This window comes from Salipiger bermudensis, assembly GCF_017309175.1.
Lineage (GTDB): Bacteria > Pseudomonadota > Alphaproteobacteria > Rhodobacterales > Rhodobacteraceae > Salipiger > Salipiger bermudensis.
Genome location: NZ_JAEKJV010000001.1, coordinates 232,183 through 248,691, shown reverse-complemented (window position 1 = coordinate 248,691; position 16,509 = coordinate 232,183). Strand labels below are relative to the sequence as shown.

Annotated in this window: 14 protein-coding genes and 1 tRNA gene; 14 read left to right on the top strand and 1 reads right to left on the bottom strand. The window is 64.5% G+C overall.

The genetic code is table 11. The annotated features are described in order from the left end of the window. Nucleotides 1–42 precede the first annotated feature (42 nt). The 13 genes from cpaB (at nt 43) to JF542_RS01185 (ending at nt 12,506) form a co-directional block, all read left to right on the top strand. Nucleotides 43–903, top strand: coding sequence for a Flp pilus assembly protein CpaB (cpaB, locus tag JF542_RS01245; protein WP_207074429.1), 861 nt, complete (start codon nt 43–45; stop codon nt 901–903). A gap of 206 nt (nt 904–1,109) precedes the next feature. Further along, nucleotides 1,110–2,525: a type II and III secretion system protein family protein gene (locus JF542_RS01240; protein WP_207074428.1), complete on the top strand. Its 1,416-nt coding sequence runs from the start codon at nt 1,110–1,112 to the stop codon at nt 2,523–2,525. 16 nt (nt 2,526–2,541) lie between these two features. After that, nucleotides 2,542–3,207, top strand: a complete 666-nt coding sequence (locus JF542_RS01235; RefSeq protein ID WP_007792445.1) for an OmpA family protein — start codon at nt 2,542–2,544, stop codon at nt 3,205–3,207. Between the two features lie 207 nt (nt 3,208–3,414). Continuing rightward, nucleotides 3,415–4,647: a CpaE/TadZ family protein gene (locus JF542_RS01230; RefSeq protein WP_207074427.1), complete on the top strand. Its 1,233-nt coding sequence runs from the start codon at nt 3,415–3,417 to the stop codon at nt 4,645–4,647. A 15-nt stretch (nt 4,648–4,662) separates the two neighbouring features. Beyond that, nucleotides 4,663–6,132: a TadA family conjugal transfer-associated ATPase gene (locus JF542_RS01225; RefSeq protein WP_207074426.1), complete on the top strand. Its 1,470-nt coding sequence runs from the start codon at nt 4,663–4,665 to the stop codon at nt 6,130–6,132. Nucleotides 6,133–6,138: 6 nt separating this feature from the next. Further along, nucleotides 6,139–7,104 (top strand): type II secretion system F family protein, encoded by a 966-nt coding sequence (locus JF542_RS01220; RefSeq protein ID WP_207074425.1) that lies wholly within the window; start codon nt 6,139–6,141, stop codon nt 7,102–7,104. Between the two features lie 13 nt (nt 7,105–7,117). Beyond that, on the top strand, nt 7,118–8,089 hold the full coding sequence (locus JF542_RS01215; RefSeq protein WP_007792451.1) for a type II secretion system F family protein: 972 nt from the start codon (nt 7,118–7,120) through the stop codon (nt 8,087–8,089). A 20-nt stretch (nt 8,090–8,109) separates the two neighbouring features. After that, a complete protein-coding gene (locus JF542_RS01210; protein ID WP_007792452.1) occupies nt 8,110–8,667 on the top strand; it encodes a tetratricopeptide repeat protein in 558 nt (185 codons plus the stop codon). A gap of 30 nt (nt 8,668–8,697) precedes the next feature. Continuing rightward, entirely contained in the window at nt 8,698–9,558 is an 861-nt protein-coding gene (locus tag JF542_RS01205; RefSeq protein WP_207074424.1) for a tetratricopeptide repeat protein, read from the top strand. A gap of 4 nt (nt 9,559–9,562) precedes the next feature. After that, on the top strand, nt 9,563–10,060 hold the full coding sequence (locus tag JF542_RS01200) for a prepilin peptidase (protein ID WP_207074423.1): 498 nt from the start codon (nt 9,563–9,565) through the stop codon (nt 10,058–10,060). Between the two features lie 42 nt (nt 10,061–10,102). Beyond that, the gene (locus tag JF542_RS01195; RefSeq protein ID WP_207074422.1) at nt 10,103–10,804 is read left to right on the top strand and encodes an SGNH/GDSL hydrolase family protein; all 702 of its coding nucleotides are present in this window, start codon (nt 10,103–10,105) and stop codon (nt 10,802–10,804) included. Nucleotides 10,805–10,927: 123 nt separating this feature from the next. Continuing rightward, nucleotides 10,928–12,238, top strand: coding sequence for a P-loop NTPase family protein (locus tag JF542_RS01190; protein WP_040544265.1), 1,311 nt, complete (start codon nt 10,928–10,930; stop codon nt 12,236–12,238). A gap of 191 nt (nt 12,239–12,429) precedes the next feature. After that, nucleotides 12,430–12,506 (top strand) — tRNA-Met (locus tag JF542_RS01185). Between the two features lie 1,492 nt (nt 12,507–13,998). On the opposite strand, the gene JF542_RS01180 is transcribed toward JF542_RS01185, so the two are convergent. Next, nucleotides 13,999–15,087, bottom strand: a complete 1,089-nt coding sequence (locus tag JF542_RS01180; RefSeq protein WP_207074421.1) for an alpha/beta hydrolase — start codon at nt 15,085–15,087, stop codon at nt 13,999–14,001. Nucleotides 15,088–15,310: 223 nt separating this feature from the next. On the opposite strand from JF542_RS01180, the gene JF542_RS01175 reads away from it, so the two are divergent. Next, nucleotides 15,311–16,507 carry an MFS transporter gene (locus tag JF542_RS01175; protein WP_207074420.1) on the top strand — a complete coding sequence of 399 codons (1,197 nt, stop codon included), beginning with the start codon at nt 15,311–15,313 and terminating at the stop codon, nt 16,505–16,507. The last annotated feature ends 2 nt before the right edge of the window (nt 16,508–16,509 follow it).

Genomic DNA, 16,509 nt, shown 5'->3' with positions numbered 1-16,509 from the left:
CAAGCGGACCGAGCACAGGCGACAACCCGAGAGGTAACACGTATGCGACTGGTATTCGGACTTGTACTGCTGGCAGGCCTTGCCCTTGCAGGCTTTGCCGTGCACCTCGCCCAGAAGCAGTTCGGCGCGTATCAGAACGCGCTTCAGGAAGAGCGCCAGAAGGCTGTCGAAGCGGTTCCGACCGGACGCATCTATGTCATGACCCGGCCCATCGCCCGCGGCGAGATCCTGACCCCCGACGCGGTCAAGCTGGCCCCCTGGCCGATGGAGATCATGCCCGAGGGCATCTTCACCGAGAAGCGGCCGCTCTTCGTGGAGGGCGACGCCCCGCGCGTCGTGGTCAACGCGATGGACAAGTTCGACGCCGTCCTCGACGGGCGCGTCAGCGAACCGGGCGGCGATGCCGGCCTGACCTCGCGGCTTGAGCGCGGCGAGCGCGCCTTTGCCATCAAGGTCGACGTGGCGACCGGCGTCTCCGGCTTCCTGCGCCCGGGCGACCGGGTCGACGTCTACTGGACCGGCCGCGTGCCGGGCAACGACCCCAACCTGCCGCAGGGCGATGTGACCAAGCTGATCGAGACCGGGATCCGTCTGATCGCCGTCGACCAGACCGCGGAATCGGAAACCGCGAACCCGACGACCATCGCACGCACCGTCACCGTCGCCATCACGCCGCAACAGGTTGCCGGCCTTGCACAGGCGCAAAGCACCGGTCGGCTGTCGCTGTCGCTGATGGCCGCGAACGACGAGACCGTCGCCGACGCGATCGAGGTCGACCAGCGCGCCCTTCTCGGGCTTACCAAGCGCGAGCAGCAGGTCGAGAAGAAATCCATTAAGGTCTGCACCACCCGGGTGCGCCGCGGATCGGAAGTTGTCGAGATCCCGATCCCCTGCACGAACTGAGCCTTTTCAAACGCTTGAACCGGGGGCGCCAGAGGGCGCCCCCGCTTGCGTTCCACGCCCAAAGACAAGGCGCTGTTGCCCGCACCCCACATCAGCGACGCGCCTGAAACCATTGATTCTTGCAAAGAAACCCAAACTGTCGCACAGTCGCCTGCAAAGTGGGCAGAAAAGACCCGCAACCGAGGCGTGATCGAAAGGCAGGTCACATGACATTCGAGAAGACCCTCAAGGCGGCCCTGCTCGGGCTGACCCTGGCCGCGAGTCCGGTCGCCCACTCAAGCTGGGCCGACAGTCTGCGCGTTGTGCGGACCGGCACCGAAAGCGTGCTCAGCGTTCCGATGAATCGCGCCGTGGTGGTCGAAAGCGACCGGCCCTTCGCCGAACTCTCCATCGCGAACCCCGCCATCGCCGACATTTCCTCGCTGTCCGACCGCACGATCTATGTGCTAGGCAAGACCCCCGGCACCACCACGCTGACCATTCTCGACGCCAACGGCCGGCTGATCACCAATGTCGACGTGCGCGTCGCCGCGGACGTCACCGAGTTCAAAGAACGCCTGCGCCAGATCCTTCCCAACGAGCCCATCGAGGTGCGCACCGCCAATGACGGCATCGTGCTATCGGGTACGATCTCGAGCGCCCAGAAGCTGCAGCGCGCGCTCGATCTTGCCGAGCGCTATGCCCCCGAGCGGGTCTCGAACCTGATGACCGTGGGCGGCGTGCAGCAGGTGATGCTGAAGGTGCGCTTCGCCGAGATGCAGCGCTCGGTCGCCAAGAACCTGCGCTCGTCGCTGTCGGTGACCGGCACCTTGTTCGGCAACGATGAAACCACGCTCGCGAGCGAGACCGGCACCCTGCTCGGCCAGTCGGACAACACCAGCATCAACGTAAGCGACGACACCGAAGGGGCCTTTCTCCTGGGCTTCAACAGTGGCGCGCTCCAGGTGGGCATCCTTCTGGAGGCGCTTGAATCGAAGGGCATCTCGCGCACCCTCGCCGAGCCGAACCTGACCGCCCTGTCGGGACAGGAAGCACGCTTCCTCGCCGGCGGCGAATATCCGGTTCCGGTGTCGCAGGACGATGGCACCACGATCGTCAGCTACAAGCCCTTCGGCGTCGAGCTGAACTTCGTGCCGCGCGTCGTCGATGGCGACCTGATCAACCTCGAGCTCGAGGCGGCGGTCTCGTCCATCGACTCGTCGAACGGCATCACCACCGGCGAGATCACCATCGATGCCTTTCGGCGCCGCGAGACCTCGACCACGGTCGAGATGCGCGACGGCGAAAGCTTTGCCATCGCCGGCCTGCTGCAGGACGATTTCCGGGACCTCAACGGCCAGGTGCCGTGGCTCGGCGACATTCCGGTTCTCGGGGCCCTGTTCCGTAGCGCCGAATACGAGCGCGAGCAGTCCGAGCTGGTGATCATCGTCACCCCGCATCTCGTCACCCCGACCCGGGGCGAGGTGCTGGCCCTGCCGACCGACCGTGTGCGCCCCCCCACCGAGAAGGACCTGTTCCTCTACGGCCGGACCGCCTCCGACACCCGGCGGCCGCAATCCGGCGGCGCGGCAGAAGTCGCGAAGCAGGATTTCACCGGCTCCTACGGCTATGTGATGGACTGAGATGAGGACTGGTGAGATGACCGGGCGCAGCAAGATGATCAGGATCGGCCTCGCGGGCCTCGGACTCTCCCTCCTCGCCGCCTGCGGCGCCTCGAGCCAGTGGGGCCAGGAAGCCGGCCGCGTGGTCGACAATGGCAGCTTCGGCAACGCCACGATGAACAACACCCAGATCCAGAACGGCGATCGCCGCTACGTGATCGACCTTGGCGAGCGCTTCGCAGAGGAGGTGCCGACCATGGTCACCTTCGCCTTCAACAGCGCCCAGCTCGACAATGGCGCCCGCGCCACCCTGCGCGAGCAGGCCAACTGGATCCGCCAGTTCCCCGAAGTGCGCTTCCGCGTCTACGGCCATACCGATCTCGTCGGCTCGCCCGCCTACAACAAGCGCCTCGGCATGGCCCGCGCACAGGCGGTGGTCTCCTACCTTGCCGCGCAGGGCATCTCTCGCGAGCGTCTCGAGGCGGTGGTCTCCTACGGCGAGACCCAGCCTCTGATCGTCACCAGCGAACGCGAGCGCCGCAACCGGCGCACGGTGACCGAGGTTTCGGGCTTCGTCGGCTCGCATCCGACGGTGCTCGACGGCAAGTATGCCGAGGTGATCTACCGCGAGTACATCCGCAGTGCCGAGCCGGCCAGCGGCCTGACCGGCATCACCGGCGCCGAGCTCTCGACCGACAGCTAATCGTCCCGAACGACGACTGATCGTCCAGCATTACCGTACAATTTCGGTTTTTCGGCCCAAATGTCGCCCACATTCTGAGTGAATTTACCGTCAACGGGACAGCTGCGCCGACCGAGTCGGAGCCGCATCCCGGCGACGGGAACAGGTGTGTGCGCTGTCTTCCCTGCCTCGCCGGGTGTCTCCAAGAAGGCAAAGGATGACAGGCAAATGACGAGTATGACCGCTGTACAAAGTGACCCGAGCCCGATCGTCGCCTGCACGATCAGCCGGAACGTGCAAAATTTCGATCTGCTCATCGAGGATATGGAAGCGCTGCTCGGCGAAGGCTGGGGCGATCTCGGCTTCGGCGAGGCGCTGGCCTTTCTCGGACAGCCGGACTCGCAGGATCTCGAATTCGTCGCCATGGCGATCGACGAGGAGGACGAGGAGGATCTCGGCCTGATCTCGGAGGTCATCGGCGCCGCGAAGGCGCGTGACATCAAGGTGGTTCTGATCGCCGAAGACGTCACCCCGGCGGCGCTGCACCAGCTGCTGCGCCGGGGCGCGGACGAGTTCGTCCCCTACCCGCTGCCTGAGGGCGAGCTGGCCGCCGCGGTCGACCGGATGCGCCGCGCCTCGGTGGTGGCCGACGCCGCCGAACCGGCGGTCAAGCTGTCGGGCGATGGCGACGGGGTACTGATTGCCGTGCAAGGCATGTGCGGCGGCTGCGGTACCACCAATTTCGCGGTCAATCTCGCCTGGGAGCTTGCCAATATCAGCAAGGGGCGCGCCCCACGCGTCTGCCTGCTCGATTTCAGCCTGCAGTTCGGCTCGGTCGCCACCTATCTCGACCTGCCCCGCCGCGAGGCGGTGCTCGAGATGCTGGGCGACGTGGAATCGATGGATGGCGAGAGCTTCGCTCAGGCGCTGGTGAGCTTCGAGGACAAGCTCCAGGTCCTGACCTCGCCCGCCGACCTCGTCCCGCTCGACCTGATCGGCCCCGAAGATGTGAAGCAGGTTCTCGACGTGGCGCGCGAGCATTTCGATTACGTCGTGGTCGACATGCCGACCACGCTGGTGCAGTGGACCGACACCGTGCTGACCGAGGCGCAGGTCTATTTCGCCCTGCTCGAGCTCGACATGCGTTCGGCCCAGAACACGCTGCGCCTGAAGCGCGCCATGCAGGCCGAGGAGCTGCCCTTCGACAAGCTGCGCTTCACGCTCAACCGGGCGCCGAAATTCACCGACCTGCAGGGCAAGAGCCGGGTGCGGCGCATGGCCGAGAGCCTCGGCATCCGCATCGACGTGCAGCTTTCCGATGGCGGCCGCCTTGTCGGCCAGGCCAACGATCACGGGCTGCCGCTGGCGCAGCACGCCCAGAAGAACCCGTTGCGCAAGGAAATCGCGAAGCTGGCGGTCGAGCTGCACAGCATCGGTCAATCCGACGCCGAAGCAGCCTGAGAAGGGGTCTGAAGGATGTTCTCACGCTACAAGAAACCGTCGGCCAAAAGCGCGGCGCCCGCCGTCGCCGTGGCCGAGGCGCCCGCCGCCGCAGCCAAGGCCCCTGCCCCGCAGCAACCCCGGGCCAAGGCGCCTGCGCCCCCTGCCGCGCCGCCACGCAAGCCGCGCGCCAAGCCCGCCGAGGTCACTCCGCAGGACCGCGAGAAGAAGCGCAAGGAACGCATGGGCGACATCAAGCTCGAGATGCACCGGGTGCTGCTCGACAATTTGAACCTCGCGGCCATCGACCAGGCCAGCGAAAAGGAGCTTCGCGAGGAAATCAGCGCCATCGTCGCCGAGACCCTGCAGGACAAGGGCATCGTGCTCAACCGCGAGGACCGGCAGACCCTCAACCAGGAGCTCTACGACGAGGTCAAGGGCCTCGGCCCGCTCGAGTCGCTGCTGCAGGACGAGACCGTTTCGGACATCCTCGTGAACGGCCCGCACCAGATCTTCGTCGAGCGCAACGGCAAGCTGCAGGTGTCGGACGTCGTCTTCAAGGACGAACGTCACCTGATGCGGATCATCGACAAGATCGTCTCGGCGGTCGGTCGCCGGGTCGACGAGTCGAACCCCTATGTCGACGCCCGCCTTGCCGACGGCTCGCGTTTCAACGCCATGGTGCCGCCGATCGCGGTGGATGGCTCGCTGGTCTCGATCCGGAAGTTCAAGAAGGACAAGCTGTCGATCGACGACCTGATCCAGTTCGGCGCCTTCACCGAGGAGATGGCGGTCTACCTGCAGGCCGCCGTCGCCACCCGCCTCAACGTCATCGTCTCGGGCGGAACCGGCTCGGGCAAGACCACCACGCTTAACGCGTTGTCCTCCTTCATCGACGACAGCGAGCGCATTCTGACCATCGAGGACACCGCGGAGCTCCAGCTTCAGCAGAGCCACGTGGGCCGCATGGAAAGCCGCCCGCCCAACGTCGAGGGCAAGGGCGCGGTGACCCCGCGCGACTGTCTCAAGAACGCGCTGCGGATGCGCCCCGACCGCATCATCGTCGGCGAGACCCGCGGCGAGGAAGTCATCGACATGCTGCAGGCCATGAACACCGGCCATGACGGCTCGATGACCACGATCCACGCCAACAACCCGCGCGACGGCATCTCGCGGATGGAGAACATGATCGCGATGTCCGGTGTGGAGATGCCGCTCAAGGCGATGCGCAGCCAGATCTCCTCGGCGGTGAACCTCATCGTGCAGGCCTCGCGCCTGCAGGACGGCTCGCGCCGGATGACCTCGATCACCGAGATCACCGGCATGGAGGGCGACGTGATCTCGATGCAGGAGATCTTCCGCTACCAGCGCGTGGGCCTGACCCCCGACAACAAGATCATCGGCCACTTTACCGCGACCGGCGTGCGCAGCCACTTCTCGGAGCGCTTCAAGATGTGGGGCTACGATGTCCCGCCGTCGATCTACGAACCTTTCCGTCCGGAGTAACCAGTCATGTTTTCGGCAGAACTGATCATCTATGGCCTGATCTTCGTCGGCGTACTCGTGCTGGTCGAAGGCGTCTACCTCGTGGCCTTCGGCAAGTCGATCAGCCTCAACAGCAAGGTCAACCGCCGGCTCGAGATGCTCGACAAGCACAGCAACCGCGAGGAGGTGCTCGCCAAGCTCCGCAAGGAGATGGACCAGCACATGAAGAGCCGCGGCCTGCCGCTCTATTCGCTGCTTGCGGATCGCGCCCAGAAGGCCGCGCTGGCCTTCACTCCGAACCAGCTCATCCTGATGATGGCTGGCGTCAGCGCATTTGCCTTCTTCGGTCTGACCGCCGGCACCGAGGCCGGGCTTGGTGTGCGGGTGATGATCGCCATCGGCATGGGCGTGGGCGGCGTGTTCATGTGGGTCAACGGCAAGGCCAAGAAACGCCTCGCGCTGATCGAGGAGCAGCTTCCCGACGCGGTGGAGCTGATGGTGCGCTCGCTGCGCGTCGGCCACCCGTTCAGCTCGGCCATCGCGGTGGTCTCGAAGGAGATCAAGGACCCGCTCGCCACCGAGTTCGGCGTGATCGCCGATGAGAGCACCTATGGCCGCGACATCGGCGAGAGCCTCAAGCACATGGCCGAGCGCCTCGACATGCAGGATCTGCGCTTCCTCGCCGTGGCGGTGTCGATCCAGCAGCAATCGGGCGGCAACCTCGCCGAGATCCTAGAGGGCCTCGCCAAGGTCATCCGCGCCCGCTTCCGGCTGTTCCGCCGGGTCAAGGCGATCACCGCCGAGGCGCAATGGTCGGGCAAGTTCCTGTCGGGCTTCCCGGTGGGCGTGCTGCTGGTGATCCAGCTTACCGATCCGCATTACTACGACGAGGTTCTCGACCACCCGTGGTTCGTCCCGGCCTGCTTCATCGTCGCGGTGTTCCTGGCGCTGAACCTGATGGTCATGCGCATGCTCGTGAACATCAAGGTCTGAGAGGGCTGTCAAAATGATCGAAACGCTCAACACCATGATCACCGACATGCTTGGTCCGGCGGGCCCGCTTATGGTGGTCGCCGGCCTCGCCTTCCTGCTGATCGTCGCGGCCATCCCGCTGATGCTGGCCGGCAAGCCCGACCCGATGGACAAGCTCGCCAAGTCCGGTCGCGACCGGGTCGATGCCGAGACCAAGGCGATCCTGCGCGACAAGCGCAAGAACGCCAAGCTGAACAAATACGCCCAGTATCTCGAGCCCAAGAGCGCCGAGGAGCTTGGCGAGGTGCGCATGAAGCTGCTGCAGGCGGGCTACCGCACCCGCGACGCGGTGCGGCTCTACTACCTTGCGCAGATGGTGCTGGGGCTCGGCCTGCTGGTGGCGGGCCTGACCTATTACCTGATGTTCATCGACGGCCCCGAAAGCACGATGCAGCAGAAGCTGATGTACATCATCCTGCCCGGCGCGCTCGGCTATCTCGCCCCGAAATACTGGATCACCAAGCGTGTCGAGGAGCGCAAGAAGCAGATCGAGGAGGGCTTCCCCGATGCGCTCGACATGATGCTGGTCTGCGTCGAGGCCGGCCAGTCGCTTGACCAGTCGATCGTGCGTGTCTCCAAGGAGATCCGGGCCTCCTACGCGGCGCTGGCCGACGAGTTCGAGATCATCAGCCACGAGATGAAGGCCGGCAAGGACAAGGCCTCGGTGCTCAACGACATGGGCGAGCGCTGCGGCGTGGCCGATGTGTCGTCGTTCGTCACCGTGCTGAACCAGGCTTCGACCTTCGGCACCTCGATCGCCGACGCGCTGCGCATCTACGCCAGCGAGATGCGTGACAAAAGAGTCATGCGTGCCGAGGAAAAGGCGAACAAGCTGCCGACAAAGATGACGCTGACGACTATGATGCTCACCGTGCCGCCGCTTCTGATCATTCTGGTCGGGCCGTCGGTCGTGAACATCACCAAGCTCGGGAGCCTCGGCTTCTAAGACCGCGCAACGGGGTCGCCATGCGCCAAGGCCTGATCGCCTGCCTGACATTTCTGATGCTGGCCGCCTGTTCTTCGGGCGGCCGTGTCATTCCCGAGGACCAGATCTACGCCCCCGCCCTCGATCCGGGGGGCGAGGCGGTGGATGGGCTGATCGTCGGTCACCGGCTGATGGAGGCGGGGCAGTACGAGCTCGCGCTCGAGGCCTTCACCCGCGCCGCCGCCACCCATGGCCTGACCGGAGAGGTGCTGACCTCGCTCGGCACCGCCAATCTCGGACTCGGCCGCCTCAACCAGTCGGAAACCCTGCTGCGGCAGGCCGTCGAGGAGGAGCCGGACTGGGCCGAGGCCTGGAACAACCTTGGCGTCGTGTTGATGGAGCGCGGAGAGACCGCCGAGGCTTCCGAGGTGTTCCGCCGGGCCTACGCGCTCGACAATGGCGAAAGTGACGCAATCCGCGACAATCTGCGCTTGGCGCTCGCAAAAATGGAAACTGCGAGCTATGGTGAGCCCAGGCAAGAAGACTACAAGTTGGTCCGCCGGGGCAGCGGCAGCTACCTCATCCGGTCGATCGACTGACGAGGCAAGAGCAGCAAAAAGGACGCAACAATGCGCCACCCCATCCTTGCGACCCTCTGCGCGGCAGGGGTGTTCGGACTCTCCGCATGTGACAAGACCATCGACAAGGACGCCGTCGACCGCGAGTTCACCGGTGTGAACGCCATCGACGGGACCGGCCTCAACGATGTCATGCTCAAGGCCGCGGACCCGTCCGAGGCGGTGACCTATTTCCAGCGCGCCGACGGCATCGACCCGGGCCGCATCGACCTGATGCGCGGTCTCGCCGCCTCGCTGGTCCGCGCCAAGCGCAACCAGGAGGCCAGCATCGCCTGGGCCAAGGTCGTCGACCATGCCGACAGCAACAACGATGACCGCGTGGCGCTGGCCGACGCGCTGATCCGCAACAACGACTGGGAGCGCGCCGAGCAGACGCTGAACTCGATCCCGCCGACCCACGAGAGCTACAAGCGCTACCGGCTCGAGGCGATGATCGCCGACGCCAACCAGAACTGGGACAAGGCCGACAGCTTCTACGAGACCGCGGTGGGCCTGACCACCAAGCCGGCCTCTGTGCTGAACAACTGGGGCTATTCCAAGCTGTCGCGCGGCGACTATTCCGGCGCCGAAAAGCTGTTCTACGAGACTCTGCGCCACGATCCGGCGATGTTCACCGCCAAGAACAACCTCGTGCTCGCCCGCGGCGCGCAGGGCAACTACACCCTGCCAGTCCTGCAGATGACCCAGGTCGAGCGCGCCGAGCTGCTGCACACCATGGGGCTCTCGGCGGTCAAGCGCGGCGACGTGCGCATCGGCAAGGGCCTTCTCGAAGACGCGATCGAGACCCACCCACAGCATTTCGACGCCGCCGCCACAGCGCTCGCGGCGCTCGAACCGACGGTCACGAACTGAGCCGATGCTGTCGATTTCCGCCGCCGCCGCGACCTGGTTCGCGCCGTTCGTGCTGCCCATCTGTCTCTATGTCTGCTTCACCGACATGCGTGAGATGCGGATCACCAACCAGGCCAACCTGGCGCTGCTACTGGTCTATGCGGTGGTGGGGGTCTTCGTGCTGCCGCTCGACGCCTATCTCTGGCGCTACGCGCATTTCGGCGTGGCGCTGGTTGCGGGCATCGCGCTCAACGCCGGCGGCGTCATGGGTGCCGGTGACGCCAAGTTCATCGCCGCAGCGGCCCCCTTCACCCACGTCGGCGACCTGCGCTTCCTGATGGCTCTGGGGGCCGCGGTGACGCTGGCCGCCTTCCTCGCCCACCGCATCGCCAAGATGACCCCGCTGCGCCGCCTCGCCCCCGACTGGAAGAGCTGGTCGAGCGGCAAGCGCTTCCCGATGGGCGTTGCGCTTGGCGGAACTCTGGCGATCTACCTCGTGCTCGGCATACTCTACGGCAAGTAACGGGCGCCGGGTCGGCCGGCGCTCCCAGCGAGATCCGACGCCATGCGCCTGCGCCTCCTCTGCCTCATCAGCCTTGCCTTCCTGGCCGCCTGCGGCGAGCGCGTCTCGCCCGACAGCGACGCCCGCATCCTGATGATGGGCGACTCGATGCTCGCCACCCATCGCGGCACCGGCCAGTCGGTGGGCGACGGGCTCGAGGACCTTCTCGGCGAGGAGGTCATCGACCGCTCGGTGCCCGGCGCGCGGATGATCTATGTCTTTCCCCTCAGCGGCAGCGCAGGGATGCGCATCGCAGCGCAGTACCGCGCCCACCCGTGGGACTGGGTGGTGCTGAACGGAGGCGGCAACGACCTGCTCTTCGGGTGTGCCTGCGCGCTCTGCGAGACCCGCCTCGAGCGGATGATCTCGGAGGATGGCCGCACCGGCGTGATTCCCGAGCTGGTGGCCGCGCTGAGGGCCGGCGGCGCCGGCGTCGTCTATCCCGGCTACCTGCGCAGCCCCGGCCGCTGGTCATTGATCGACGGCTGCCGCGACATCGGCGACCGCTTCGAGCGCCGCCTCGCCCGGCTCGCCGATCACGACCCCGGCGTGACCCATGTCTCGCTTTCCGACCTCGTGCCGGAGGGCGATCGCTCGTACCACGGCCCAGACCTCATTCACCCCTCCCCCAAGGGCAGTCACGCCATCGCCGAACGGATCGCTTCGGTGATCGGCGCCGAGACCGTGGCCGTACCGCGCCCCTGAGCCTGCAGCGCGCCAGTCGCGCGCCCTTTCACGACGCGCCGCTGCATTTCCCAAGCCCGGCCAAGCTGTTGCCACAAAGCTACCGTTTCCTCCTCGGCAACACTTCCTACGGGGCACCCGCAAATGAACATGGAATCGAGCGCCGTTCTGGCACCGCCCGCGCCCAAACGGCTGGACGAGATGAGCCTTTCTCAGATCTTCATGCGCGACATCGCGCTGAAGACCCTGTTCCGCAAGAACACCAACACCGTCTCCGCCCTTGCCAAGGCGCTGTGCCTGCCAATTGGCATCACGCAGGAGCTGATCGACCTCGGCCGCTCTCAGAGCCTGATCGAGGCCATGGGCACCCTGAGCGCCAGCACCACCGGCAACGAGATGGGCTACCAGCTGACCGATTCCGGCAAGGCACGCGCGCTCGATGCGCTGTCGCAGTCGGAATATTTCGGCGCCATGCCGGTGCCGCTCGAGATCTACCGCGAGCAGGTCAAGCGCCAGTCGATCCGCAACGTCCAGATCACCCGCGACCAGCTGTTGGGTGCCATGGGCCACCTCGTGCTTCCCGAGCAGCTGATCTCGCATCTCGGACCGGCGGTCAGCTCGGGCCGTTCGATCCTGATGTACGGCCCGCCGGGCAACGGCAAATCGTCGATCTCGAACGGCATCCGCGACGCCATGGGCGACAAGATCTACGTGCCCCGCGCCATCGAGTATTCCGGGCAGGTCATCTCGGTCTATGACCCGATCGTGCACAGCGCTGCCGAGACGGCCGAGGACGCCCCCACCCAGCTACGCCGCACCAACCGCTTCGACAGCCGCTACGTGCTCTGCGAGCGCCCCACGGTGATCACCGGCGGCGAGCTGTCGCTGAACATGCTCGACCTCGTCTACAACCCCACCGCCCGCACCTACCAGGCGCCGCTGCAGCTCAAGTCCACTGGCGGCATCTTCATCGTCGACGACCTCGGACGTCAGGCCGAGCCGCCGCAGGCGCTGGTCAACCGCTGGATCGTGCCGCTCGAGGAATCCAAGGACATCCTCGCGCTGCAATCGGGTGAGAAGTTCGAGGTCCCCTTCGACACGCTGGTGATCTTCTCGACCAATTTTCATCCCAACGAGATCTTCGACCAGGCGGCACTGCGCCGGATCTTCTTCAAGATCAAGATCGACGGCCCGAACCAGCAGGACTTCCTGAAGATCTTTGCGCTGGTGGCCCGCAAGAAGAAGCTCGAGCTCGATGAGGCCGCGCTGGTTTACCTTCTGAAGACCAAGTATCCGACGATCGACAACGTCTATGCCAACTACCAGCCGGTGTTTCTGATCGACCAGATGCTCGCGGTCTGCGACTTCGAAGGCTGGCCCTATCGCATGACCAAGGAACTGGTAGACCGCGCCTGGTCCAACATGTTCGTCCGGGACGAGACCATCGTGAAGTGAACGCGGCCCCGACTGTCCGCAGCAGCTCCAGCCGTGATCAGCGCCGCCCTTGGGGCGGCGTTTTTCATCTGGCACCGCCCTTCGAGGGAGCCGCCGCCGCGCCGCGGCAAACATTTTCCGAAACGGTGAAAAAACCTGTCTTTTCCGCTTGACGAGTCAGCCCCCCTGTCATACCCACCGCTCCACGGTTTGGCGGAGTAGCTCAGTTGGTTAGAGCAGCGGAATCATAATCCGCGTGTCGGGGGTTCAAGTCCCTCCTCCGCTACCAAACTTTCCAATGACTTCGGTGACGTGACGGCTGGAAGAGAGACTATTAGTCTCGCTTTAGTCTCTGGCATTGAGCCTTGATTCTATCGACTTCAGCATGTTGACCGGCCCAGGCGGAAGCACCGGACGGCGTGTTACCCCACTGCCTTCATACGCTTTCGGGCCAATCTCCGCGTGAAGGCGGTAGCAGGTCTCGTGAAGCACGTCGAAGGGGAGCCGACTGTGAACGCCGAGCTTGATGTACCGCGACGTCATTATGTTGTCGCTCTCTGATAGGTGAAGAACAACGTGCCTGTCTGTGTCAGCTAGGGTGAGCCCGTGACCCTCCGCTTCGTTCGCAAGGCAGCAAATGTTGTGACCGTACTTCCGCTTCCGGAGCTGACCTTCTGTGAAGCCGAACGCCATCAGATATGACTTCAGGTAAAGCTCGATGGCATGGAAATATAGAAAGTACACTGGACCGTCAGGATGCGTAGCATCGACATCGGCACCACGGAGTGCCCTCGCTGAACTGGCGTATGAATGAGCGTAATTGAAAAATGAGATTGATGTCTTGTGCTGCTCGTTCACGATTTGCTCCGATGGTGTGCTTTGTGCAGGAGGCAAGGATTTGCCGAGAGGCTTTCATATCGCTTCAGCCACAGTGGAATTGCGCCACCTGTTGATACTCGTATAGTCACCTTGCATGTTCCTCAGGTTACGGGCTCACCTTTCCTGGCCCCGGGAGAACTTAGGTGAGCCAATAGCGTCTACCTATTCCGCCACTCCTGCACAAAGAACACCACCTCTGATGTACTTGAGAGGACGGCTCTACCGACTAAGCTACGCGGTTTCCCACGACCTCGCCCCCTCAAATTCACCAACTACCAGCATATTAATGCGCGATAGAACATTTGCCGAACATGGGCTGTGATTTAGCCTCTTTTCTAGTCTCAGAACGTCACTCGTTGGAGAGACTGAAATTTTTCTATGAACAGCCAGACACATTCCGTCAACGACACGGGGACGACTACACCCCCGTGTCGTTTAAACTATTGAAATATATAAAGGAACTTAACATCATAATCCGCGTGTCGGGGGTTCAAGTCCCTCCTCCGCTACCAAATCCCAATCATTTTCGTGCATCCAGCTCCAAGAGCAGAGTTGAGCTGTTAGGCGTTGAGTTGGGAAAGTTCAGCCTCCCTTCGTGCAGTCCAAGCGTTCGGTTGGCAGGCTGACCTGCTCTAGCCAGACCCTGATGTCCCACGGGTGTTTGGGCTTGAACGCTCGTTTCTGGCCTGTGATCCGACCTTTGCTCCAAGCCGTGCGAAGCGCGTGAATGGCGGGTCGTCTTGGTGTTGCAGGACTGATCGAAGGATCGGGCATGCTATGTGTGACATGGGTTCCCTCAACCGTTCAACGCAACGCTCGGGCTCGTGCTGCCACGCCCGGACCACTGGACTGCAAAAGGGTGCGGCCCGGCAGGCCGCACCCTGTCATGCGTCACCGCCCTTTCAGGCGAGGTTCTGGCTGAAGAACGCCTCGAGCTTGTCGAAGGGGATGATATCGACCTGATCATACAGATCGACGTGATCGGCCCCGTCGATGATCATCAGCTCTTTCGGCTCGGCGGCGTTGGCCACTGCATCCTCGCTGAAGTAGCGCGAATGCGCCTCGGACCCTGCGATCACCAGCATCGGGCGCGGTGAGATCTCGTCGATATAGGTCAGGAGCGGCATGTTCATGAAAGACAACGGGGTCGTCACCGTCCAGCCGTCATTCGAATTCACCGACCGGGGGTGATAGCCGCGCTCGGGGTCCTTGTAATAGGCGAAATACATCTGGATCACCGGGTCGTCGATCCCGTCAAGGCTGTCCGGCAGGCCGCCCGCAAGCGCGGGGCTGTCCGAGGCGGCGTCTTCCCAGCGTTGACGGCTCATCGCGGCGAGGTTCTCGGCGCGCTGTTCGTCGGTCAGGCTGTCGTAATAGCCCTTCGCCATCACGCGGGACATGTCATACATCGAAGTCGTCGCGACGGCCTTCACCCGCTTGTCGGCGGCCACCGCATTCAGGGCCATGCCGCCAAAACCGCAGATGCCAATGATGCCGATCCGCTCGCGGTCGACCGCGTCATGCAGGCCGAGGAAGTCGATGGCGGCCATGAAGTCCTCGGTGTTGATGTCCGGCGAGGCGACCGAGCGCGGCTGGCCGCCGCTTTCACCCACGTAGGACGGATCGAAGGCCAGCGTGACGAAGCCGCGCTCGGCCATCTCCTGCGCGTAGAGCCCGGCGGCCTGTTCCTTGACGGCGCCGAAGGGGCCGGCCACGGCAAGCGCGGGCATCGGGCCGTCGGCGCGCTCGACGGGCATGTAAAGATCGCCGACCAGCGTGATGCCGTAGCGGTTGGTGAACTCGACCTTGGCATGCTCGACCGCGTCGCTTTGCGGGAAGGTCTTGTCCCAGTCGCTGGTCTGGGCGCGCAGTGGGCTGCCAAAGGAGGCAGCGGCGATGGTGGCGGCGCTCACGCCGGCCATCTTCAGCAGGTTGCGGCGGCCCTCATTGGTAACATCGGTTTCGGCGGGGGTTTGCGGTGTCTCGGTCATCAGTGATCCCTGTGGTTGCCTTGTCTGCACTCAAGATGGGACGGCAGGAACGTGCGATTAAGGCCATAAATCCGCATGTCGTGATGAGAGACCTTCATGAATGGAGACCGCGCCGGAACCACGCTTTGACCCGTCTCGCACATCACTGCATGCGAAAATCGCGCATAAACGCCCGCTTGCCGAACGGATAGAACGGGCCGGAGACAGACGGACGGAGCAGAGCGTGACCGATACCCCCTTCGAAAAGACCAAAATTGCAGAAGGCGGCGCCTGGGGCGCGGTGTGGTCCATGTCGCTTTGCGTGGCGATGCTGATCGCGTCCGAGTTCATGCCGGTCAGCCTGCTGACGCCCATGGCCGAGGGGCTTGGCGCGACGACCGGGCAGACCGGTCAGGCGATCTCGATCAGCGGGCTTTTCGCGGTGGCCACCAGCCTTGCGATCACCACCATCGCGGGGCGGATCAACCGCAAGACCGTGCTGGTGGTGCTGACCGCGCTGATGCTGATCTCGCTCGTGGTGGTGGCGCTGGCGCCGTCCTTCGCCGTGCTGATGGCGGGGCGGGCGCTGCTGGGTGTCTGCGTCGGCGGGTTCTGGTCGCTGGCGACCTCGATCCTCATGCGGCTGGTGCCGGAGCGGGACGTGCCGCGCGCGCTTGGCCTGATGTATGGCGGGCAGGCGATCGCGGCGGCCTTTGCCGCGCCGCTTGGCAGCTACCTTGGCGACATCGTCGGCTGGCGCGGCGTGTTCTGGGCGCTGACCCCTGTGGTGGCGCTGAACCTCGTCTGGCACCTCGTGGCGCTGCCCTCGCTGCCGGTGACGACGCGAGCCAGCTTTGCCACCTTCGGCACGCTCTTGCGGCGGCGCCATTTCCGGCGGGGGCTGATCGCGATCACCTTCACCTGGGGCTCGGCCTTTACCATGTTCACCTACCTGCGGCCGTTCCTGGAGCAGGTGACAGGCGTGGGCGTCGATCTGCTGTCGGTGCTGCTGCTGGTGCTGGGCGGGGCCGGGTTCATCGGCTCGTCGCTCTCGGGCCGCATGGTCGGCGGACGGGTCGAGCGGATGCTCTGCCTGCCGGCGCTGGTGATGGGCGGCTGCACGGCGGCGCTGCTGATCGCCGGGGGGTCGGTGATCGCGGCGGGCCTTCTGCTGGCGATCTGGGGCGCGATGAACACCGCCATGTCGGTGATCTGGATGAGCTGGATGTCGCGCAACGTCGATGACCTGCCCGAAGCGGCGGGCGGGTTGATGGTGGCCGTGATCCAGGCGTCGATCCTGCTGGGCGGCGTGATCGGGGGTTTCCTGCTGGACCTGTGGTCGGTCACAGCCACCTTTGCCGGGAGTGTCCTTTTGGCCCTCGTCGCGCTTGCGATCACCGGCACGGGCCGTAACCTGTTGAAACCGAAGACGGAGAGCTGAAC

Coding starts and splice junctions, on each gene's coding strand:
- cpaB (WP_207074429.1), top strand. CDS start 43: ATGCGACTGGTATTCGGACTTGTACTGCTGGCAGGCCTTGCCCTTGCA.
- JF542_RS01240 (WP_207074428.1), top strand. CDS start 1,110: ATGACATTCGAGAAGACCCTCAAGGCGGCCCTGCTCGGGCTGACCCTG.
- JF542_RS01235 (WP_007792445.1), top strand. CDS start 2,542: ATGACCGGGCGCAGCAAGATGATCAGGATCGGCCTCGCGGGCCTCGGA.
- JF542_RS01230 (WP_207074427.1), top strand. CDS start 3,415: ATGACGAGTATGACCGCTGTACAAAGTGACCCGAGCCCGATCGTCGCC.
- JF542_RS01225 (WP_207074426.1), top strand. CDS start 4,663: ATGTTCTCACGCTACAAGAAACCGTCGGCCAAAAGCGCGGCGCCCGCC.
- JF542_RS01220 (WP_207074425.1), top strand. CDS start 6,139: ATGTTTTCGGCAGAACTGATCATCTATGGCCTGATCTTCGTCGGCGTA.
- JF542_RS01215 (WP_007792451.1), top strand. CDS start 7,118: ATGATCGAAACGCTCAACACCATGATCACCGACATGCTTGGTCCGGCG.
- JF542_RS01210 (WP_007792452.1), top strand. CDS start 8,110: ATGCGCCAAGGCCTGATCGCCTGCCTGACATTTCTGATGCTGGCCGCC.
- JF542_RS01205 (WP_207074424.1), top strand. CDS start 8,698: ATGCGCCACCCCATCCTTGCGACCCTCTGCGCGGCAGGGGTGTTCGGA.
- JF542_RS01200 (WP_207074423.1), top strand. CDS start 9,563: ATGCTGTCGATTTCCGCCGCCGCCGCGACCTGGTTCGCGCCGTTCGTG.
- JF542_RS01195 (WP_207074422.1), top strand. CDS start 10,103: ATGCGCCTGCGCCTCCTCTGCCTCATCAGCCTTGCCTTCCTGGCCGCC.
- JF542_RS01190 (WP_040544265.1), top strand. CDS start 10,928: ATGAACATGGAATCGAGCGCCGTTCTGGCACCGCCCGCGCCCAAACGG.
- JF542_RS01180 (WP_207074421.1), bottom strand. CDS start 15,087: ATGACCGAGACACCGCAAACCCCCGCCGAAACCGATGTTACCAATGAG.